Here is a 19,620-nt window from a genome sequence, read left to right as displayed (position 1 = left end):
CGCGGCCGCTGACGCGGATCTGACCACCGCCGTCAGGCTTTCGTCAGGGTGGCCGGGGGCCGGCTGAACACCCTCACGGCGCGCGGTGCAGATGGACGGCGGCCGTCATCCGGCCCGGCTCGGTCGGGCCGAGCCGCAGCGCGCCGTCCCAGGCCTCGGCGATGTCGCTGGCGATGGCGAGGCCGAGGCCGGTTCCCGGTCCGGTGTCGATGCGGCCACCGCGGCGGAGCGCCTGCGGCACCAGCTCGGGCGGAATGCCGGGACCGTCGTCGACCACCCGGATGATCACCTCGCGCCCGTCCACCTCGGCGCTGACGGCGACGCGCTCGCGGGCGTGGCGGGCGGCATTGTCGAGCAGGTTGCCGAGAATCTCGGCGAGATCATCCGGGGCGATGCGTACCTTGAGGCGCGCGTCGATCGCCATCTCCCAGTCGAGCGCATCGCCGGCCGGGGTACGGCCGACCACCTTGACGACCCGCCCCGCCACCTCGGCAATGGCGGCGGCGGCGCTCCCCGCCACGGCGTTGCGCCGGGCCCGTGCGAGCTCGCGCTCGACATGTCGTCGCATGGTCTCGCCGAGGCCGGCGAGATCGGCCGCGATCTCGGTCTCGCCCCTCTGCTTCAGCCGGTCGATGTCGCCGGAGAGCACCTGCAGGGGCGTCTTCAGCCCGTGCGCGAGATCGGAGGCGCGCGCCCGCGCCGTCTCGACCTGTCGGTCGCGCGAGGCGAGCAGAGCGTCGACCTCGGCGGCGAGCGGCTGCACCTCGTCCGGAAACGCCGTGCCGAGGCGCTCGGCTTCGCCGGAGCGGATGGCGGCGAGGCGGGCCCGCACGGCGGCGAGCGGCGCCAGGCCGACCCGCACCTGAACGGCCGAGGCGATCACCAGCAGGAAGGCGACCAGCCCGACAAAGGGCAGCAGCTCGCCGGTGAAGTCACGGGTCGCCGCGGTGATGTCGGAAAGATCGCGCGCCACCACCAGCCGAACCGGGCCGCCGCCGAGCCGGGCCGGCAGCACCACCCGCCGCTCGACCGCCAGCAGCGTCGAGCCGCCGGGCCCGTCGATGTGGTGCTGGTGCAGAGCCCCCTCGGACAGCTCGTCGTCGGGCAGCGCCAGCTCGGTGTCCCACAGCGAGCGCGAGCGGTCGACCAGGCCGCGCGGCTCGGTCGTCACCTGCCAGAAGAGGCCGGAGAGCGGCCGCTCGAACCGGGGGTCGTCGGGCGTGTCGGCGACGGTGAGCTTCCCCTCGGCGTCGCGGTCGAGCCCGGCCAGCAGGCGGTCGAGCACCACCACCAGGTCGTCCGCCATCCGCCGCTCGACATGACGCTCGAACAGCACCGAGAGCCCGAAGGCCGCGACCCCGAGCGCGATCAGGATCGACACCGCCCCGGCCAGCAGGAGGCGCAGCCGGAGCGAGCCGGCGATCACGGCTTCGGCTCCGCCACCCGGTAGCCGAAGCCGCGCCGCGTCTCGATCACGTCGGCGCCGAGCTTTCGGCGCAGCCGGGTCACCAGGGCTTCGAGCGCATTGGCGTCGCGGGCGTCGTCGGTGCCGTAGAGCTGATCGATCAGCTCGTGCGCCGGCACCACGCGATCCTTGTGGAGCGCCAGATAGGCGACCAGCCGGTACTCCAGCGGCGAGAGGCTGACGGGTACGCCGCGCAAAAGAACCCGCATGTCGCGCGGATCGACCGTCAGCGGCCCGGCCTCGATCGAGGCGGAGCCGATCCCAGCGGAGCGGCGGATCAGGGCGCGCACGCGGGCGACCAGCTCCTCCATGCGGAACGGCTTCGGCAGATAGTCGTCGGCGCCCGCGTCGATGCCCTCGACCCGCTCGGCCCAGGTGCCGCGGGCGGTGAGGACGAGGACCGGCATCTGGCGCGCGTTGTTGCGCCAGCGCTTGAGCACCGCGAGGCCGTCGAGCCCGGGCAGGCCGAGATCGAGCACGATGACGGCGTAGTCTTCGGTGTCGCCCTTGAACCACGCCTCCTCGCCGTCGCCGACCACGTCGACGACGCCGCCGGCGGCCGACAGCGCCGCGGCGACATCGCGGGCGATCCGCGGCTCGTCCTCGACCACCAGGATGCGCATCAGTCGCTGTCCTCGATGCGCTTGCCCGTCATGGCGTCGACCACGGCTTCGACCAGGCGGCCGTCGGGACGCAGCAGCTTGACCTCGTAGACGATGCGGCCCTGGCAGTGCTCCAGCTCGACGTCGATGGCCTGGCCGCCGAGATCCTTCTCGACGATGGGGAGAATCTCCGACAGCGGCTTGGCGCGGCCTTCCGCCAGAGCCCGCAGAGCGCAGTCGTGGTCGCCGCGGTGGCGTCGCCGCCAGCCGCGGCCTTCGCCGCGGCCACCCCCGCCCCCGGGCGGACCGGCCCATGGCGGCGGCCCGTCGCCCCGCTGAGCGAGAACCGGAAGCGCGCCGGCGAAAAGCGCCAGGCCGGCGAAAACCAGGGTTCGGCGGTGGATCGTCATCGTCGCATTCTCGTTGCGTCGCGCTGACGGACACCTGACGGATCCCGTCAGATCGAAATCAGGGGCCGTGTGCGACGCTGTCGGTCGATCGGGACGCTTTCCCCCGACAGACCGAAGGAGGTCGACATGGTACCCGCTCGTTCGCTCGTCGTCGCGATCGCCCTTTTGGCCGCCGGCACGATGACGGCCGGGGCACAAGGCTACGGCCCGGGATCCGGCCAGGGCCAGGGCTGCGGATGGGCCCAGGGCTGCGCCCGCGGCGGCGGCTATGGCCCGGGCTCCGGATGGGGCCGCGGCTCCGGATATGGCCCGGGCTACGGATACGGTCGGGGGCCGGGCTGGCGGCAGGCCGGCGGCCCGTGCGTGACCGGCCAGGGCGGCCCGTGCTGGCGTGTCCAGAATCCCGAGAAGCACGCCACCTGCTGGAAGGAGGCCGATGCCAAGGGGCTGCGGGCCTCGGCCCGACGCAGCTTCATGACGTCGTGCATGACGACGACGCCCTGATAGCCCGACCGACCAAACCGAAACCATCCCGGCGGGCCGACGCCTCGACGGCGGCCGCCCCGCAGGCGAGTCCGTTAACCACGACAAGCCGAGGCCACACGCACAGGCTGAGCCCTCACCGTGTCTTAACCGGGCTCCATTAGGACAGCCAGATCGGATTAGCCCATGACGGGACGAGGGACCGGGGTTCATGGGCCGGGATGCGACAAGCGACGCCACGCGCAATCGTCGAGCGCCTGTCCGTCGGGCGTGCCCGGCACCGCCCCCGTCATCGACACCGCCGTGAGCGGATCAGGATCGAGGGTCTGCGTCGATGGAGTCTGCCGCCGTCCCGCCCAACGAGGAAGAACGCCTCGCCGCGCTCCGGCGCTACGCCGTCCTCGACACCGCGCCGGAGGAGTGCTTCGACCGCATCACCCGCCTGGTGACGCTGATGACCGGCGTGCCCATCTCGGCGATCAGCTTCGTCGACCAGGACCGCCAGTGGTTCAAGTCGCGCGTCGGCCTAAGCACCGAGCAGACCACGCGCGACGTCGCCTTCTGCGCCCATGCGATCCTCGGCGACACTCCGCTGGTGATCGAGGACGCACTCGGCGACACGCGTTTCTGCGACAACCCGCTGGTCCTCGCCGAGAACGGCGTGCGCTTTTATGCCGGGGCGCCGATCCAGACTCCGGACGGGTTCAATGTCGGCGTGCTGTGCGCCATCGATCACGCGCCGCGCCGCTTCGACGACGCCCAGGTCGCGATCCTGCGCGAGCTCGCCGCCATGGTGGCGACCGAACTCAAACTGCGCAGCGCCAACCAGCGGCTCGCCCGCGAGCTGACCACCCGGGCCGTGCTGGAGACCGAGCGGGCCTGGATGCAGCGTCGCATGCAGGACCTGCTCGAGACCGCCACCGATTGGCTGTGGGAGACCGACCCCGAGCACCGATTCACCTATGTGTCGCTCGGCTCCCCGGCGGGCCTCGGCAGCGGCGCTTTCATCGGACGGACGCGGTGCGAGGCGGCCGAGGCCGATCCCGACGATCCGGCCTGGCAGGCGCATCTCGACGATCTCGCGGCGCGGCGACCGTTCCGCGGTTTCCGCTACGCGATGCGGCGACACGACGGCAGCCTCGGCCATCTCGAGACCAACGGAAAGCCGGTGTTCGACGACTACGGCCAATTCCGCGGTTATCGCGGCACCGGCCGCGACGTCACCGCAATGGTCTTGTCCGAGACGGCGATGCGCGAGATGAGCGCCAAGCTGCATGCCTTGCAGGATTCTGGGGTGATCGGCGTGATCACGTGCCGCGGCGACCTTGTCGTCGACGCCAACCGCGAGTTCCTGCGCATCGTCGGCTGGGAGCGCGCCGACCTGGAAGCCGGCGCGCTGACCTGGTCGCGGCTCGCCCCGCCCGATCCGCGCGAAGGCGGCCGCGGCACCCCCGCGCCGCCGGCCGAGCACGTCAAGCCGTTCCACCGCAACTGCCTGCGCCGGGACGGGACGCCCGTCCCGGTCTCGGTGAGCTCGGTCGCGATCGACCCGGCCGCACAGCACTGGATGGCGCTGGTGCAGGACGTCAGCGAGCAGAAGGCCAGGGAGGCGCAGATCCGCGACCTCGCCTATCGCGACACGCTGACCGGCCTGCTGAACCGCCGCTCCTTCAACGAGCAGCTCGCGCGCTGCCTGCGCCGGACCTCGGCCGGTCGGGCGCCGCGCGGCGCGCTGCTGCTGATCGATCTCGACCACTTCAAGGACGTCAACGACGCGATTGGCCACGACGCCGGCGACGCGCTGCTGCAGAAGGTCGGCCAGCGGCTGCGCCGTTGCGCCCGCGAGGGCGACGTGGTGGCGCGGCTCGGAGGCGACGAGTTCGCCGTCATCCTCGACGACATCGACGACAGCGCGGCGATCACCGGCTGCGCGCGCCGCATGCTCGAGACGCTGAGCCAACCGCTGCGGCATCGCGGCCATATGATCCACCCGAGCGGCAGCATCGGCGTGACGCAATTCCCTCGCGACGGCCGCGACGCCGCCCAGCTTCTCAAGAACGCCGACGTCGCCCTCTACCGGTCGAAGGCGGGCGGACGCCGCTCGATCTCGCTCTTCGACGCTGGCATGATGACCGACGCCATCGCGCGGCTGAAGCTCCTCGACGAGGTGCGGCAGGCGATGGCCGCACACCAGTTCCGCCTCGCCTACCAGCCCATCGTCGACATGCGGAGCAGGCGCCATGTCGGCTTCGAGGCGCTGATCCGCTGGGCGCATCCACATCGCGGCCTGGTTCCGCCGGCCGAGTTTCTCGACGCCCTGGAGGCCGCCGGGCTGCTGAGCTGGCTGGCGCGCTTCACCTTGGACACCGCGGCCCGCCAGGTGCGCACCTGGCTCGACGACGGGTTCGATCCCGGCTGGGTCGGCGTCAACATGTCGGGCAACCAGCTCAAGGCCGACAGCTTCGCCGACGACGTCGAGGCCTCGCTCGCCGGTGCCGCCATCGCGCCGTCGCGGCTCCTCGTCGAGGTGACCGAGCAGGTGGTGATCGAGGAGGATCCGCGTATCGAGGCGGCGCTCGGTCGGTTGCACCGCGCCGGCGCCCGCATCGCGCTCGACGATTTCGGCACCGGCTACTCGTCGCTCGCCCACCTGAAGCGATTTCCGGTCGACGTGCTCAAGATCGACCGCTCTTTCGTCGCCGACCTCGGCACCGAGACCGAGAACGCCGCGATCGCCCGCGCCATCATCAATCTCGCCCACAGTCTCGACATGGAGGTGGTCGGCGAGGGGATCGAGAGCGAGGTGCAGCTCCGCCGCCTGCAGATGCTCGGCTGCGACTTCGGCCAGGGCTATCTGATCGGCACGCCGGTGCCGGCCGATGCCGCGACCGCGTGGCTCGCCGCCGACACCAGGGACAACGGCATCGCCTCCTGCGGGGCCTCGAGCCCCGTCGGACGAACGGCGTAATCGATCGGCCGGTGGCAAGACCGGGAGATGATTAACCGTGGTGGCCGAGGGCCGCGCACGAGAAGGCGGTAACAGGGAACAGTTTTAGGATTGGCGCGTTAACCCGACATCCTGGCCAGGAGAACCACCATGCCGACCATGCCCGACACCGCCCCGGCGCCCACGCCGCCCTTCGCACGCCCCACCCTGCACATGCTCGCCGGCCGCTGGTGGCTGGTGCTGCTGCGCGGGATCGTCGCCATCCTGTTCGGCGTGGTCGCCTTCGCCTGGCCCGGCCTGACGCTGGTGACCCTCGTGGTGTTCTACGGCGCCTTCGCGTTTGCCGACGGCGTCCTCGCCATCGGGGGTGCGATCGCGGGCAAGGGCCCGACCTCGGCGCGCTGGTGGCTGGTGCTGTCCGGCGTGCTCGGTCTCGCGGTCGGCGCCATCGCCTTCGTGGCGCCCGGCGCCGTCGCGGTGGCGCTGCTGATCTTCATCGCCGCCTGGTCGATCGCGCTCGGCGTCATGCAGATCGTCGCCGCGATCCAGCTCCGCAAGGAGATCGAGCATGAGTGGCTGCTGATCCTCGCCGGCGTGGTGTCGGTGCTGTTCGGTGGCCTCCTGCTCTCCCAGCCGCTCGCCGGCGCCCTCGCCGTGGTGTGGATGATCGCCGCCTACGCGATCATCGAAGGCATCGTCTACATCGCCTGGGCGTTCCGCCTGAAGGCGTGGCGCGACAAGAAGGCGGCCGGCGCGGCGGTGGCGGCCTGAACAAGCCGCACGGATCCGGGTGACTATCCGGACCTTCGTCATTCCGGAAGCCGACCGCAGGTCGGCTGTCCGGAATCCATAACCCATGAATGCGTGTATGGATTCCGGGCTCGCGGGCTTTCAGCCCGCGCCCCGGAATGACCGGAATGGTTATGCTGTCGCGCCAACCATCCGCCGCGGCACCGCGCCGAGGCGCTCGCGGGCGACTAGGCATTGCGCTGCAACCGAGGCGGCGATCACGGCCGGCGTCTTGCCGCCGATGTCCGGGAGTCCGATGGGACAGACGAGGCGGGCGATCGCCTTCTCCGAAACGCCGAGCTGGCGCGCCTGCGAGGCGAATCGCGCCCGCTTGGTCGCCGAGCCGATCATGCCCACCAGATCGAAGTTTTCGCGCGCGAGCGCCCGGGTCGCGATGGCGTAGTCGATCGCATGGGCGTGCGTCATCACCAGCGCGAGCGCGCCGCTCGGCGCAGCGTCGATCTCCTGGTCCGGCGTGTCGCTGTGCACGGCGACCACGTTGGCCGGAACATGGGGCGGAAACTGATCGGCGCGGCTGTCGATCCAGCGCACCGAGAACGGCAGCGGCGCCAGCGCCAGCACCAGAGCGCGGCCGACATGCCCGGCGCCGAAGAGCAGCACCGGCGCCAGATCGTCGCCGTGGTGCTCGACGAAGGGCTGCCCGGGCGCGGGCCGTGCCGAGGGCGCGCCGAGCACCGCCGGATCGCTGGTGATCTCGCGGCGGACACGCCCGTCCTCACCGAGACACGCCAGAACAGCGAATGGCCCGCCGCGCTCGGCCGTCGCCAGCATCGTGACTGTCTCCAGGTCGGCCGCGTCGAAAATCTCGGTCAGCGTCGTGACGGCGCCGCCGCAGCACTGGGCGAGGTCGGGACCGAGCGTCCAGGTGCGCAAGCTCGCCGGCGCGCGCCCGGCCGCGAGCGCCGCGGCCGTCTCGGCCAGCACCTCATATTCGAGCCGGCCACCCCCGATGGTGCCGAAGAAGCCGCCGTCCGGCCGCGCCACCAGGCGGGCGCCGGCCTCGCGCGGGGCCGAGCCGGCGACCCGCACGACGCTCACCAGCGCGGCGGAGCCGTGCCGCGCGATGGTCTCGGCGATGCGGGCCCAGACGGCCATGGTGTCCTCGCGACCTGATCAGCTCGGCGGCGCCAGCACCGCCAGCGCCGCGGCAGCGTCGAACGGCCCGATCGCCTGAAGGATCGCCTCCGGAGTCGCCGGTGCATCGAGCTTCTGGCCGGCGCCCGGGCAGGCCGCCTCGACGGCGTCGGCGATGGCGCAGAACACCGAGATGGCCAGCATGAAGGGCGGCTCGCCCACCGCCTTGGAGCGATAGATCGTCTCCTCGCGATTGGCCCCGCCGAACAGCGCGACGCGGAAATCCGCCGGCACGTCGGAGGCGACCGGGATCTTGTAGGTCGACGGCGCATGCGTCAGCAGGCGGCCGGAGTCGTCGAACACCAGCTCCTCGGTGGTGAGCCAGCCCATGCCCTGGACGAAGCCGCCCTCGATCTGGCCGATGTCGATGGCCGGATTGAGCGAGCGCCCGACATCGTGGAGGATATCTGCGCGCAAAACCTTGTTCTCGCCGGTGGTCGCGTCGATCAGCACCTCGCTCACGGCGGCGCCCCAGGCGTAATAGAAGAACGGATGACCTATGCCGCGGGCGCGGTCCCAATGCAGCTTCGGCGTCTTGTAGTAGCCGGTCGACGACAGCGACACGCGGCCGCCATGCGCCGCCTTGGCGAGCTCGCCGAAGCCGATGCGCTGGTTGCCGATCAGCACATGGTCGTCCTGGAAGACGACCTGCTCCTCCGGCACCGACCAGTTGTCCGCCGCGAACGCCGTCATCCGCGCCTTGATGGTACGGGCGGCGGCCAGCACGGCCATGCCGTTGAGGTCGCTGCCCGAGGAGGCGGCGGTCGGCGAGGTATTGGGGACCTTTTCGGTCGAGGTCGGCGTGATGCGGACGCGGTCGAGCCCGATGCCGAACTCCTCCGCCGCGATCTGCGCCACCTTCTGGAACAGGCCCTGCCCCATCTCGGTGCCGCCGTGATTCAGATGCACGGACCCGTCCTGATAGACGTGCACCAGCGCGCCGGCCTGGTTCATCGAGGCGAGCGTGAACGAGATGCCGAATTTGAGCGGGGTGAGCGCGAGGCCGCGCTTGAGGATGGGCGACGTCTGGTTGAACGCGGCGATCTCGGCGCGACGCGCCCGGTAGTCGGACGTGCACTCGATCTGCTCGATCAGCGCCAGCCCGACATCGTGGTCCTCGATTACCTGGCCATAGGGCGTTCGGTCGCGGCCCGGTGCGTAGAAATTGGTCTTGCGGATGTCGAGCGGATCGCGACCGAGCTGCCAGGCGATGGCATCGATCATCCGCTCGGCGGCCAGCATGCCCTGCGGCCCGCCGAAGCCGCGAAACGCCGTGTTGGACACCGTGTTGGTGCGCACACGCCGCGAGTCGATGCGGAAGGCCGGCAGATGGTAGGTGTTGTCGGCGTGGAACATGGCGCGGTCGACGACGCCGGCGGAACAATCGGCCGACAGGCCGCAGCGCGCCGCCAGCAGCACGTCGAGGCCGGCGATGCGGCCGTCGTGGTCGAAGCCGACCGACCAGTCGACGCGGAAATCGTGGCGCTTGCCGGTCATGACGAAATCGTCGTCGCGGTCGAGCCGCAGCTTGCAGGGCCGCCTCGTGACGCGTGCCGCGACCGCCGCGATGGCGGCCCACTGCGAGCCCTGCGTCTCCTTGCCGCCGAAGGCGCCGCCCATGCGCCGCACCTCGCAGGTGACGAAGGCATCCGACACGCCGAGCGCCCGCGCCACGATATGCTGCACCTCGGTCGGATGCTGGGTCGAGGAATGGACCAGCATGGCGCCGTCCTCGCCCGGCACGGCGAGCGCGATCTGGCCTTCGAGATAGAAATGCTCCTGGCCGCCCATGCGCAGCGTGCCGCCAGCCTGCAGCGGCGCGGCCGCAATCGCCGCACTCACGTCGCCGCCGACGAAGGCGTAGTCGGGCAGCACGCGCTCGCCGGTCGCGAGTCCCTGATCGACCGTGACGGCGGGCGGCTCGGCCGCGACCTCGATGGTGGCGAGCGGCACGGCGCGGCGCGCGGCATCGCGGCTCGTCGCCGCCACGGCGAACACCGGCTGGCCGTGGAAATCCACTTGCGCCGCGGCAAAAATCGGCTCGTCGTCCATGTGGGCCGAAACGCAATTCTTGGCCGGAATGTCGGCTGCCGTGATCACGGCGACGACGCCGGGCGCTTTTCGCACGCGGTCGAGGTCTAGCTTCGTGAGGGTGCCGCGCGCCGCCGGCGCGCCGCCGACCGCGACATGCAGCGTGCCCTGCGGCTCCGGCAGGTCGTCGATATAGGGCGCTGCCCCCTGCACCTGCTTTATGGCGCTGTCGTGCGCCAGCGGTTTTCGAACGTGACGCAGCATAATGTCGGGTTTCTCAGGACGCGACACGGGCACGCTCCTGTCTCGGCCGCACGCGCGTCGCCGCACCGGGCACGCCGGCGATTTCGGCCAGCGCCTTGACGACCAGATTCTTGGCGACCTGCAGCCGGTAGGCGGCGCTGCCGCGCTGGTCGGTCAGCGGGGTGAAATCGTCACTGATCTTGTCCGCGGCGGCGTGCCAGGTCGCCGGATCGGCGATCTGCGCACCGGCGAGCGCCTGCTCGACCGCGCTCGCCCGCTTCGGCACGCCGGCCATGCCGCCGAAGGCGATGCGGGCCGCGGCGACGCGGCCGTCCGTCACCGTCACCGCGAAAGCGCCCATCACGGCCGAAATATCCTCGTCCATGCGCTTGGTGATCTTCATCACCCGCAACCGTGCGTCCGGAGCGGGTTTCGGAACGACGAGTCGGCGGACATATTCGCCCGCCTCGCGGTCCTGCTTTCCGTAGCTGACGAAGAACTTTTCCACCGGCAGCGTGCGGACGCGCTCGCCTTTGCGCAGCTCCACCGAGGCGCCGAGCGCTATCAGCACGGGTGCGAGATCGCCGATCGGCGAGCCGTTGGCGATGTTGCCACCGACCGTGCCAGACGTGCGCACCTGGACGGAGCCGAAGCGGCGCAACAGTTCTTCGATGTCTGGATCGAGCGAGCCCAGCCGCGGCGCGGCGCGGCCGAGCGGGAGCGAGGCGCCGAGCGTCAGCGTCGCGTCCGTCTCCTCGACACCGTCGAGCCCAAGAACACGGCCGAGATGGATGATCTTGGGCAGCGCGGCGAGCTTCTTGGTGACCCACAGGCCGACATCGGTCGCGCCCGCCACGATGGTGGCATCGGGATGCCTTTCCAGGAGCGCGGCAAGCGCGTCCTCGCTTTTCGGCGCGGCGAAGAACGACGTCTCGTCGCCGACGAAGACGTCCGCGCCGTCATCGAGGTCGCGCAGCATCGCGAGGCGCTGCGGCTCGGCCGCGGTGAAGCGGTCGGCGGCCGGCCCGGCGAGGCTTTCCAACGCCGCCTCGACGATCGGCCGGTAGCCGGTGCAGCGGCACAGATTGCCGGCCAGCACGTCGTTGATTGTTTCGCGCGACGGCGTGCCGGACACGCGATGGTAGTAGGCGAACAGGCTCATCACGATGCCGGGCGTGCAGAAGCCGCATTGCGAGCCGTGGCCGGCCGCGAGCGCCGCCTGCACGGGGTGGAGCGTGCCATCGCGGGCCAGATCCTCGATGGTGATCAGCTCGGTGCCGTCGATTTGACCCAGAAAGGCGATGCAGGAATTGACCGGCTCGTAGGCGATGCGGTCGCCGCAGCGGCGCGCCAGCACCACGGTGCAGGCGCCGCAATCGCCTTCGGCACAGGCCTCCTTGGTGCCGGTCGAACGTTCCTCCAGCCGCAGCCAGTCCAGCAGCGTGGTGCGTGGCGCAAAGCCGCGCAGCCGAAGAACCCGCCCCTGGCGGATGAACTGGATGCAGTCTCGCGACATGACTCCTCCGGGAAGCTGCGAATCATACGAAATCGCCGCCCGCGCCGGTAGGGTCAAGTTTACGGCAGCGGATGCCCGGTCGCGCAGCGTTCGGCCACGCCGTTGCGCCGCTTTCCGGATCGGGGTAAGGCTCGCGGCCGGTCCACGCGGCCGCCCGTTGCGAGCGCCGGCCGCGGTCCTCCCGCATCCGGAGTACTCCATGCCCGACTACGATCTTTCCATCCGCGGCGGCACTGTGGTGACGGCGAGCGACACGGTCCGGGCCGATGTCGGCATCCGGGGCGGGCGCATCGTCGCGGTCGCCGACCGCATCGAGGGGGCCGCGCGAAGCATCGACGCCTCCGGCCTGCTGGTGATGCCGGGCGGCATCGACAGCCACGTGCATCTCGCCCAGCCGACCTTCGGCGGGCCGAAGATGTCCGACGACTTCGTCTCCGGCACCCGCGCCGCGATCGCCGGCGGCACCACGACGGTGCTGCCCTTCGCCATGCAGCCGCGCGGCGCCAGCCTGCGGGCGATCGTCAACGAGTACCACAAGGAGGCCGACGGCAAGGCCTTCTGCGACTACGGCTTCCATCTGATCATCACCAACCCCTCGCCGTCCGTGCTCGGCCAGGAGCTGCCGGCGCTGGTCGACGACGGTTACACCTCGTTCAAGGTGTTCATGACCTACGACGACATGGTCCTGAACGACCGCGAGCTGCTGGAGGTGTTCGAGTGCGCGCGCGCCTGCCGCGCCCTGGTGATGGTCCACGCCGAGGGCTACGACGCCATCAAGTTCATGACCGAGCGGCTCGAGCAGGCCGGCAAGACGGCGCCCTATTATCACGGCGTGTCGCGCCCCGAGATCGTCGAGCGCGAGGCGGCGCACCGCGCCATCAGCCACGCCGAGCTCTTGGACGTGCCGATCATGATCGTCCACGTCTCCGGCCGCGAGGCGATGGAGCAGATCCGCTGGGCGCAGAACCGCGGCTTAAAAGTCTATGGCGAGACCTGCCCGCAATACATCGCGCTGACGGCCGACGACATGAAGGGCCTCAACATGGACGAGAGCGGCGGCAAGTATGTCTGCTCGCCGCCGCCGCGCGACCATGCCAGCCAGGAGGCGATCTGGCAGGGCATCCAGGCCGGCGTGTTCAAGACCTTCTCGTCCGACCACTGCCCGTTCATGGACGGGGTCGACGGCAAGCGCAGCCCGAAGGCGAAGACCTCGTTCAAATGGGTGCCGAACGGCATCCCGGGCGTCGAGACCCGCATGCAGGTGCTGTGGGGCCTGGGCGTCGACAAGGGCCGCATCGGCATGAACGAGTTCGTCGCGCTGACCTCGACCAACCACGCCAAGATGTACGGCCTCTATCCCCAAAAGGGCTCGATCGCGCCCGGCTTCGACGCCGACATCGTGCTGTGGGATCCGGCCCGCAAGGAGACGATCCGCCAGGAGCTGATGCACGGCGCCTGCGACTACACGCCCTACGAGGGCCTCGCCGTGACCGGCTGGCCGGTGATGACCATCCTCAAAGGCAAGCCGGCGTGCGAGGAGGGCAAGATCCTCGGCGCCCCCGGCGACGGCACGTTCTTGAGGCGCGGGATTTCGCCTTACGCGTCGCAGGGGTGAGCTGCGGTTCGGGCCTGCACTCCCCCGATGGATCGGACGAAGGTTTTGCGTTCGGGGCTTACCCCCCTCCCTGTCCCTCCCCCACAAGGGGGGAGGGAACGCTGGAACCGAAACGCAATCGACCTCGGATCTGCGACATCAACTGTATCAAACAGACTGCCAAGTCACCGCAGTCTGCTCCCTCCCCCCTTGTGGGGGAGGGTTGGGGAGAGGGGTGGCCGCACGTTCGTACATCTTGATAAACTGCCACTGCAGCCTCATCCCAAACCGCCCGTCTCCACCACGAACTTCTCCACCGTGTCGACGCCCTCGCCGGTCTTGAGATTGGTGAACACGAACGGCCGCGTTCCGCGCATGCGCCGGGCGTCGCGCTCCATGACCTCCAGCGAGGCGCCGACATAAGGCGCGAGGTCGATCTTGTTGATCACCAGAAGATCCGAGCGGGTGATGCCGGGGCCGCCCTTGGACGGGATTTTTTCCCCCGCCGCGACGTCGATGACATAGATCGTGAGGTCGGCCAGTTCAGGGGAAAAGGTGGCGGCCAGATTGTCTCCGCCCGACTCGACAAGCACCAGGTCGAGGTTCGGAAACTTCACCCGCATCTCGGCGATGGCGGCGAGGTTCATCGAGGCGTCCTCGCGGATCGCCGTGTGCGGGCAGCCGCCGGTCTCGACGCCGGCGATGCGCTCCGGCGCCAGCGCCCCCGAGCGCACCAGATATTCGGCATCCCACTTGGTGTAGATGTCGTTGGTGATGGCCGCGATGTCGAACCTTTCACGCAACCTCTTGCAGAGGATGTCCATCAGAGCCGTCTTGCCCGACCCGACCGGACCGCCGACTCCGACCCGCAGGGGACCGTTGGGACTTTGCTTCGACATGCCGAAACCTCCTGAAGGCGGCCTGGACCCGAGCGCGACGCTCCATCCGCGGCGTCATCGCCGGGCTCGACCCGGCGATCCATCCCTTCGAAACGACGCCGTTCTCTCCTTTGATGGATGCGCGGGTCAAGCCCGCGCATGACGCCTGTGTGCATGGCAATGCTTCGGCTGAGCACCTGTGGCATGCGAAGATCCGTCGCAAATCAGCTCCGGAACAGCCGCGTGTACTGGGTCTCGTGGCGCATCGCCGCGAGGTCGGCCCGGAAGGCGGCGCTGCCGATGGCGTCGAGCGGCGTCGCCTGCGCCCGCGCTGCGGCGGCGGCGATCGGATCCTCCAGCGCGGCCAGCACGCGCTGGCCGTCGGTTTGGCCGAGTGGCACCAGCCGTACCCCGGCCGAGATGAGATTCGCCACCAGCGCATGCATGAAGGCGTGCAGGGCCGGCGCGAGCGGAATGCCGTGGCCGGCCGCGGCCACCGCCACGGCGACCGGATAGGCGATCGCCCCGTCCGGACCGAGCGGCAGCCGGTCGAGCGCGGCGCACGGCCAGGCGGAGCGCACCGCCATGACGAAGGCCTTCCCCTGCGTCACCGTCTCGAGGAAGCGCTCGCGCGACGGCGCCAGCGCCAGCGCCAGCTCGGCCGTTTCGGCGACGTGGGCTGCATCGTCGCGAACGACCGCGCCGTGGGCGTGGACGAACAGCGCCGCGTCGCAAAACAGGCCGCCCTCCGCCACCATCACGGCGAGCCAGCCGCGCAAGCTGGCGGCGTCGCGTACGTCGCCCGCCTCGACGGCCCATTCGAGCCCGCTCGAATACGCGAACGACCCGACCGGAAAGGACGGCGACAGCCAGGCCATCAGCCGGTACAGCCCGGCGGCCGGCAGCGGCGCCGCCGAGGCCGGTTGCGGCTCAGCCGCCATGCGAATGGTCATGCCCATGCGGGTGCGCGTGGTCGCGATCGCGATTGTGGCCGCGATCGTGGCCGTGGTGGTGATCGTGGGCATGCCCATGGGCCGGCCCATGATCATAGGCGCCCGTCTCGGGATCGAACGGCGCCTCGACGGGCGCGAGCACGGCGCCGAGGCCGCGCAGCATGTCCTCCAGCACGTGGTCTCGGCGCAGGCGCAGACGGTCGCCGACGATCTGCACATCGGTGTGGCGATTGCCGATGTGCCAGGCCAGGCGGGCTAGATCGGCCGGGCTTTTGGCCGCCACCTCGACCAGGGCCTCGGGCTGCGCCGCGACAATCACGACCGAGCCGTTCTCCAGGAGCAGGCCGTCGCCGTCGCGCAGCCGCGTCGCCTCGGCGAGATCGAGCAGGAAGGTCGTTCCGCCCTCGCCGGTCATCACCAAGCGGCGGCGATGCCGCGCATCGGCGTCGAGCAGGACCCGGTCGACGACCGCGGACGGCGCCGCGGTTCCGCTCGGCAAGACAGTCGTGGCTCGCAACATCCTCGTCCTCGCTCCGCGCCGTTTCGTCGCACTCTTCATACCAAGGCCGCCGCACAGATCCGCGTTTTACCGGGATCGCCCAGCGGTTGAGCACCATGCTAGCGTTTCGGGCAGCGTCGCTCTCGACGTCTCGCCTGACGCTTCCCTGTTTTCAAAGCAACCCATAATCCATCGGGGAATGCCATGAACAGCCTCATCGGTTCGACCCGTCTTTCGCGCCGTGCCGTCCTGGCCGGGACCGCGGCGGCAGCCGTCATCGGCACGCGTGCCCGCGCCGCCGACATCACCTGGCGCCTCGGCCTCAGCCAGCCGCTCGACAGCCCGAACTACATCCGCCTGAAGGAGATGGCCGACGCCATCCGGGCCGAGACCAACGGCCGCCTGCAGATCGCGGTGCACGGCGCCGGCGCGCTCGGCTCCGACAGCAAGATGCTGGAGATGGTGCAGAGCGGCGAGCTCGAGCTCTACAACGCCGGCAACGTGCTCGGCCCCCTGGTGCCGGTCGCCGAGATTCCCGGCCTGCCCTTCACGTTCAAGTCGCCGGCCGAGGTGTTCAAGGCGCTCGACGGCGACCTCGGCGACTACATCCACGCCGAGCTCCTGGCCAAGGGCATCTACTCGTTCCGCTACTGGCTCGACAACGGCTTCCATCACCTCACCACCAGCACCAAGCCGATCAACTCGGTCGCGGATCTGGCCGGCATGACGATCCGCACGCCGGTGCAGAAGATGACGGTGGACTTCTTCGAGACGCTCGGCGCCAAGCCGAAGACCTTCACGCTGAACCGCCTCTACGAGGTGCTCAAGGACAAGACCTGCGACGGCCAGACCGACCCGCTCGGCCTGATCGTGCTGATGAAGCTCTACGAGGTGCAGACCTATCTCTCCCTCACCAACCATTGGTGGTCCGGCTTCACGTTCACGGCGAGCACCAAGGCGTGGAGCACGCTGCCGGACGACCTCAAGGCGGTGGTCGAGAAGCACGCCAAGACGATGGCGCTGGCCCAGCGCCAGGACGTGGCGAAGCTGACGGACGAGGCGGTCGGAGTCCTGAAGAGCAAGGGCATGATCGTCAACGACTGCGACACCGCCGGCTTCAAGACGCCGCTCGCCGGCTTCTATACGCGCTGGAAGGGCGTCTACGGCGACAAGGCCTGGGCGCTGCTGGAGAAGCACGTCGGCAAGCTGGTGTAGGGTCTTACCCTCTCCCAAAGAGGGCTTTGCGCAAACTGGTCATTCCGGGGCGGCGCGCAGCGCCGAACCCGGAATCCAGCCCGGAATGCCGAGTTCGGGGTTGGATTCCGGGTTCGCGCCTTCGGCGCGCCCCGGAATGACGGATCATGCAAAGCCCTCCACTGGGGAGAGGGGAAGGAAACGCGGCACCCTAACCTCACTCCCCCTTCGGTCTCTGCCCTGCCAGCAGGGCCGCGAGATCGACCTTCGGATAGACAATCTTGCTGTAGGCGCCGCGCAGCTCGGGGGCGAGCGTCGCGTCGATGATGGTCTTGGCGATCACGCCGGTGCGGTCCGCCGCCGGGTGCAGCTCGTTGCCGAGCGTGCCCGGGATCACCACCTGATCGCGCTCCCAACGCACCCGGGTCGACAGCGCCCAGAACACCTCGGTCGGATTGAATACGTCGACATCGGTGTCGACGATCACGACGGTGTTGATGTTGACGTGGGCGTTGAGCGCCGCGAGACCGACTGTGCGCGCCTCTCCGGGGCGCGGCTCCTGCATGGCGATCAAGGCGAGAAAACCCGAGGCGAAGGGCGGCAGATAGGCCTCGCGCACCCGCGGCGAGGCCTGCCGGCAAAGATGCTTCAGCTTCGGCTCGCGCGTCACCGCGGTGCCGAGCAGCAGATGCTCGAACGAGGCGCCGGCCGTGGTCTGAAAGATCGGGTCGCGCCGATGCGTGATCGCCTTGACGCGGCCGACCGGCTGCGGATGCACGCCCGAGTAGTGGCCCGTGTACTCGGCCATCGGCCCCTCGGCCTCGCGCTCGCCGGAGATGATCTCGCATTCCAGCACGATCTCGGCGGTCGCCGGCACCAGCACGTCGCAGGTTTTTGCACGCACCACGGGCGTCGGCTCCCCGCGCAGCGCGCCGGCGATCTCGTACTCGTCGCCGTCGTAGCGATAGGCCGCCGCGATCATCAGGGCCGGGTCGACCCCGATGGCGACGCAGAACGGCAGGTTTTGCCCTTGTCTCTCGGCCGCCTCGAAGAACTCCAGCAGATGGCGCCAGGTGTTGAGGTTGACGCCGATGCGGTCCCGTCCCTTCACCTGCAGGCGCACATAGGAGAGGTTGTGGCGGCCGCTGACCGGATCGCGCGCGATGACGACGCCGGCGTTGATGTAGGGCCCGCCGTCCTTGGGCGCGTGCGTCGGCACCGGCAGGGTGCCGAGATCGACCTCGGTCTCGACGATCTCCTGACACGGCGCCGGCCCGTCGATCGGGCGCGGCGGCACCGGGGCGCGGGTCGCCGCCTCCAGCACCTCGCCGAGGTTTTCGCGAGACGCCCCCACGGCGAGCGCGATGCGCTCGTGCGAGCCGAGTGCGCTGCCCAGCACCGGCACGGACGAGCCGGCCACCCGATGGAAGTAGGCCGCCTTCCCGTCCTGCTCGCAGGCGCGCAGGACAGCACCGAGCTCGTGCACCGGATCGACCGACGTGGTGATCTCGCACAGCAGGCCCTTTTTACGGAGCAGCACCATGAAGCTGCGGAGGTCGTCGATCCGGTCCGTCATCGGTTTTCTCGGCTCGCTGGTCGGCCACCGGGCAGGGGGCGGCGCGAAGACCGGCGACCTTAGGCAGCGGCCGCCCTCAGCGTCAAACTGCGCCGTGCCCTGCGACGCCGGCTTGCGCCGGCGCGGCGCGGTCGGCCATGATCGCCGCCGATGTGTTCAGGCGAGTCGCACGGCATGGACGTGAACGACGCGATCCACGACCAACTGCGCAAAGCGGGCGTCACGCTCGCGGCGACGCTGCCGGACGACTGGGTGGCGCCACTGATCGGGCGGATCGACAAGGACCCGGAGATCCGGCACGTGCCGGTGGCGCGCGAGGCCGAGGCGATCGCGATCTGCTCGGGCGCCTTCTTTGGCGGCGTGCGCGCCGCGGCCGTGATGGGCGCGACCGGGCTTTTGACCTGCACGGGCGAGCTCGCCACCCTCAATCTGCGCCACCAGATTCCGGTGTTCATCGTGGCGAGCCGTCGCGGCTCGATCGACGATCACCGCATCTATCAGGAGGTGCAGGGCCGCCGCACCTTGGCCGTGCTCGACGCCTACGACTTTCCATACCATGTGGTCGAGCGCGCCGAGGATCTCGACTGCATCCCCGACGCCTACGAGACCTGCCGGCTGCAGAAGCGGCCCTTCGTGCTGTTCCTGGCCCGCAAGCTGGTGAAGGGCCGCGCGCCATGAGGGCCAGCGAGGCGCTTTCGATCCTGGCGAAGCACCGCGGCGAGGCGGCCGTGGTGTGCGCGCTCGGGATGGCCGCCAACGAGTGGTGGGCGGCGACCGCGAGCGAGGACACGTTCTACATGCACGGCGCCATGGGCTTCGCGGCGAGCTTTGCCCTCGGGCTGGCGCTGGCGAAACCGGACCTGCCCGTCTGGGTGATCAACGCCGACGGGTCGTTGTGCATGAACCTCGGCTGCCTGCTCACCGAGGCGCAGCAGGCGCCGAAGAACCTGCGCCACTTTCTGGTCGACAACGGCGTCTACCAGACGGTCGGCGCCGTGCCGATGATCAATCGCGGCCGCACCGATTATGCCGCGATGGCGCAGGCGGCCGGGATCGGGCGGACCGCGACAGTGTCCGATACGGCGAGCCTGGAGGCCGCGCTGCCGTCGATCCTGGCCGGCGATGGTCCGGTATTTGCTAATCTACGGGTCGAGCCGGACCCGTCGCATCGCGCGATTCCGCCGATGCCGTACGAGGGCCCGGAAATGAAATACCGCTTCGGCCGGGCGCTGGAACGACGTCTCGGCATCACGGTGTTCGGTCCGCAGGGATATTGAGGCGCGGG

The 19,620-nt window shown here is 70.0% G+C and carries 17 protein-coding genes; 7 read left to right on the top strand and 10 right to left on the bottom strand.

Features of this window, described 5'->3' with window-relative positions; all coding sequences use genetic code 11:
- Positions 1-73: 73 nt before the first annotated feature.
- Genes HXX10_RS04745 through HXX10_RS04735 form a run of 3 tightly spaced genes read right to left on the bottom strand, consistent with a single transcriptional unit; the run spans position 74 to position 2,477 of the window.
- Positions 74-1,426 carry a HAMP domain-containing sensor histidine kinase gene (locus HXX10_RS04745; protein ID WP_296520388.1) on the bottom strand — a complete coding sequence of 451 codons (1,353 nt, stop codon included), beginning with the start codon at positions 1,424-1,426 and terminating at the stop codon, positions 74-76.
- On the bottom strand, positions 1,423-2,088 hold the full coding sequence (locus HXX10_RS04740; protein WP_296520387.1) for a response regulator transcription factor: 666 nt from the start codon (positions 2,086-2,088) through the stop codon (positions 1,423-1,425). The genes HXX10_RS04745 and HXX10_RS04740 overlap by 4 nt, the downstream gene beginning before the upstream one ends.
- The gene (locus tag HXX10_RS04735) at positions 2,088-2,477 is read right to left on the bottom strand and encodes a PepSY domain-containing protein (RefSeq protein WP_296520386.1); all 390 of its coding nucleotides are present in this window, start codon (positions 2,475-2,477) and stop codon (positions 2,088-2,090) included. Before HXX10_RS04735 ends, HXX10_RS04740 begins: the two co-directional genes overlap by 1 nt.
- Positions 2,478-2,603: 126 nt before the next feature.
- Between HXX10_RS04735 and HXX10_RS04730 the strand changes: the two genes are divergently transcribed.
- The 3 genes from HXX10_RS04730 to HXX10_RS04720 all read left to right on the top strand — a co-directional run bounded on the left by HXX10_RS04730 (position 2,604) and on the right by HXX10_RS04720 (position 6,678).
- Positions 2,604-2,981, top strand: coding sequence for a PsiF family protein (locus HXX10_RS04730; RefSeq protein WP_296520385.1), 378 nt, complete (start codon positions 2,604-2,606; stop codon positions 2,979-2,981).
- Positions 2,982-3,294: 313 nt separating this feature from the next.
- Positions 3,295-5,928, top strand: a complete 2,634-nt coding sequence (locus tag HXX10_RS04725; protein WP_296520384.1) for an EAL domain-containing protein — start codon at positions 3,295-3,297, stop codon at positions 5,926-5,928.
- A 129-nt stretch (positions 5,929-6,057) separates the two neighbouring features.
- Positions 6,058-6,678 carry an HdeD family acid-resistance protein gene (locus HXX10_RS04720; protein WP_296520383.1) on the top strand — a complete coding sequence of 207 codons (621 nt, stop codon included), beginning with the start codon at positions 6,058-6,060 and terminating at the stop codon, positions 6,676-6,678.
- Positions 6,679-6,828: 150 nt separating this feature from the next.
- Here the strand turns inward: HXX10_RS04720 and xdhC are convergent, their stop codons facing one another.
- From xdhC to xdhA, 3 genes are read right to left on the bottom strand one after another with little or no spacing between them, the layout of a single operon-like run.
- The gene (gene xdhC / locus HXX10_RS04715) at positions 6,829-7,812 is read right to left on the bottom strand and encodes a xanthine dehydrogenase accessory protein XdhC (RefSeq protein WP_296520382.1); all 984 of its coding nucleotides are present in this window, start codon (positions 7,810-7,812) and stop codon (positions 6,829-6,831) included.
- Positions 7,813-7,830: 18 nt separating this feature from the next.
- The gene (gene xdhB / locus HXX10_RS04710) at positions 7,831-10,146 is read right to left on the bottom strand and encodes a xanthine dehydrogenase molybdopterin binding subunit (RefSeq protein ID WP_296520563.1); all 2,316 of its coding nucleotides are present in this window, start codon (positions 10,144-10,146) and stop codon (positions 7,831-7,833) included.
- Between the two features lie 13 nt (positions 10,147-10,159).
- On the bottom strand, positions 10,160-11,641 hold the full coding sequence (gene xdhA, locus HXX10_RS04705) for a xanthine dehydrogenase small subunit (RefSeq protein ID WP_296520381.1): 1,482 nt from the start codon (positions 11,639-11,641) through the stop codon (positions 10,160-10,162).
- A gap of 199 nt (positions 11,642-11,840) precedes the next feature.
- Between xdhA and hydA the strand changes: the two genes are divergently transcribed.
- Entirely contained in the window at positions 11,841-13,256 is a 1,416-nt protein-coding gene (hydA, locus tag HXX10_RS04700; protein WP_296520380.1) for a dihydropyrimidinase, read from the top strand.
- Between the two features lie 257 nt (positions 13,257-13,513).
- On the opposite strand, the gene ureG is transcribed toward hydA, so the two are convergent.
- The 3 genes from ureG to HXX10_RS04685 all read right to left on the bottom strand — a co-directional run bounded on the left by ureG (position 13,514) and on the right by HXX10_RS04685 (position 15,586).
- Entirely contained in the window at positions 13,514-14,134 is a 621-nt protein-coding gene (ureG, locus tag HXX10_RS04695) for an urease accessory protein UreG (protein ID WP_296520379.1), read from the bottom strand.
- A gap of 203 nt (positions 14,135-14,337) precedes the next feature.
- Positions 14,338-15,072, bottom strand: a complete 735-nt coding sequence (locus HXX10_RS04690; protein ID WP_296520378.1) for an urease accessory protein UreF — start codon at positions 15,070-15,072, stop codon at positions 14,338-14,340.
- Entirely contained in the window at positions 15,044-15,586 is a 543-nt protein-coding gene (locus HXX10_RS04685) for an urease accessory protein UreE (RefSeq protein WP_296520377.1), read from the bottom strand. Before HXX10_RS04685 ends, HXX10_RS04690 begins: the two co-directional genes overlap by 29 nt.
- A gap of 183 nt (positions 15,587-15,769) precedes the next feature.
- Between HXX10_RS04685 and HXX10_RS04680 the strand changes: the two genes are divergently transcribed.
- The gene (locus HXX10_RS04680; protein WP_296520376.1) at positions 15,770-16,780 is read left to right on the top strand and encodes a TRAP transporter substrate-binding protein; all 1,011 of its coding nucleotides are present in this window, start codon (positions 15,770-15,772) and stop codon (positions 16,778-16,780) included.
- Positions 16,781-16,976: 196 nt separating this feature from the next.
- Here HXX10_RS04680 and HXX10_RS04675 read toward each other — a convergent pair whose 3' ends face one another.
- On the bottom strand, positions 16,977-18,335 hold the full coding sequence (locus HXX10_RS04675; RefSeq protein ID WP_296520375.1) for a UbiD family decarboxylase: 1,359 nt from the start codon (positions 18,333-18,335) through the stop codon (positions 16,977-16,979).
- 174 nt (positions 18,336-18,509) lie between these two features.
- Here HXX10_RS04675 and HXX10_RS04670 point away from each other — a divergent pair, with 174 nt between their 5' ends.
- Positions 18,510-19,013 (top strand): thiamine pyrophosphate-binding protein, encoded by a 504-nt coding sequence (locus HXX10_RS04670; protein WP_296520374.1) that lies wholly within the window; start codon positions 18,510-18,512, stop codon positions 19,011-19,013.
- Complete coding sequence (locus tag HXX10_RS04665) at positions 19,010-19,612, top strand: thiamine pyrophosphate-dependent enzyme (protein ID WP_296520373.1); 603 nt, start codon at positions 19,010-19,012, stop codon at positions 19,610-19,612. The genes HXX10_RS04670 and HXX10_RS04665 overlap by 4 nt, the downstream gene beginning before the upstream one ends.
- Positions 19,613-19,620: the final 8 nt, after the last annotated feature.

Source organism: Rhodoplanes sp., from assembly GCF_013377085.1.
In the GTDB taxonomy this organism is placed as follows: domain Bacteria; phylum Pseudomonadota; class Alphaproteobacteria; order Rhizobiales; family Xanthobacteraceae; genus Rhodoplanes.
The sequence above is the reverse complement of the archived record's forward strand: the minus strand, read 5'-3'. Positions and strand labels throughout refer to the sequence as shown.

Excerpts from the sequence above, each read along its gene's own strand:
- HXX10_RS04740 (WP_296520387.1), bottom strand. The coding sequence starts at position 2,088 with ATGCGCATCCTGGTGGTCGAGGACGAGCCGCGGATCGCCCGCGATGTC.
- HXX10_RS04735 (WP_296520386.1), bottom strand. The coding sequence starts at position 2,477 with ATGACGATCCACCGCCGAACCCTGGTTTTCGCCGGCCTGGCGCTTTTC.
- HXX10_RS04730 (WP_296520385.1), top strand. The coding sequence starts at position 2,604 with ATGGTACCCGCTCGTTCGCTCGTCGTCGCGATCGCCCTTTTGGCCGCC.
- HXX10_RS04725 (WP_296520384.1), top strand. The coding sequence starts at position 3,295 with ATGGAGTCTGCCGCCGTCCCGCCCAACGAGGAAGAACGCCTCGCCGCG.
- HXX10_RS04720 (WP_296520383.1), top strand. The coding sequence starts at position 6,058 with ATGCCGACCATGCCCGACACCGCCCCGGCGCCCACGCCGCCCTTCGCA.
- xdhC (WP_296520382.1), bottom strand. The coding sequence starts at position 7,812 with ATGGCCGTCTGGGCCCGCATCGCCGAGACCATCGCGCGGCACGGCTCC.
- xdhB (WP_296520563.1), bottom strand. The coding sequence starts at position 10,146 with ATGCTGCGTCACGTTCGAAAACCGCTGGCGCACGACAGCGCCATAAAG.
- xdhA (WP_296520381.1), bottom strand. The coding sequence starts at position 11,641 with ATGTCGCGAGACTGCATCCAGTTCATCCGCCAGGGGCGGGTTCTTCGG.
- hydA (WP_296520380.1), top strand. The coding sequence starts at position 11,841 with ATGCCCGACTACGATCTTTCCATCCGCGGCGGCACTGTGGTGACGGCG.
- ureG (WP_296520379.1), bottom strand. The coding sequence starts at position 14,134 with ATGTCGAAGCAAAGTCCCAACGGTCCCCTGCGGGTCGGAGTCGGCGGT.
- HXX10_RS04690 (WP_296520378.1), bottom strand. The coding sequence starts at position 15,072 with ATGGGCATGACCATTCGCATGGCGGCTGAGCCGCAACCGGCCTCGGCG.
- HXX10_RS04685 (WP_296520377.1), bottom strand. The coding sequence starts at position 15,586 with ATGTTGCGAGCCACGACTGTCTTGCCGAGCGGAACCGCGGCGCCGTCC.
- HXX10_RS04680 (WP_296520376.1), top strand. The coding sequence starts at position 15,770 with ATGAACAGCCTCATCGGTTCGACCCGTCTTTCGCGCCGTGCCGTCCTG.
- HXX10_RS04675 (WP_296520375.1), bottom strand. The coding sequence starts at position 18,335 with ATGACGGACCGGATCGACGACCTCCGCAGCTTCATGGTGCTGCTCCGT.
- HXX10_RS04670 (WP_296520374.1), top strand. The coding sequence starts at position 18,510 with ATGGACGTGAACGACGCGATCCACGACCAACTGCGCAAAGCGGGCGTC.
- HXX10_RS04665 (WP_296520373.1), top strand. The coding sequence starts at position 19,010 with ATGAGGGCCAGCGAGGCGCTTTCGATCCTGGCGAAGCACCGCGGCGAG.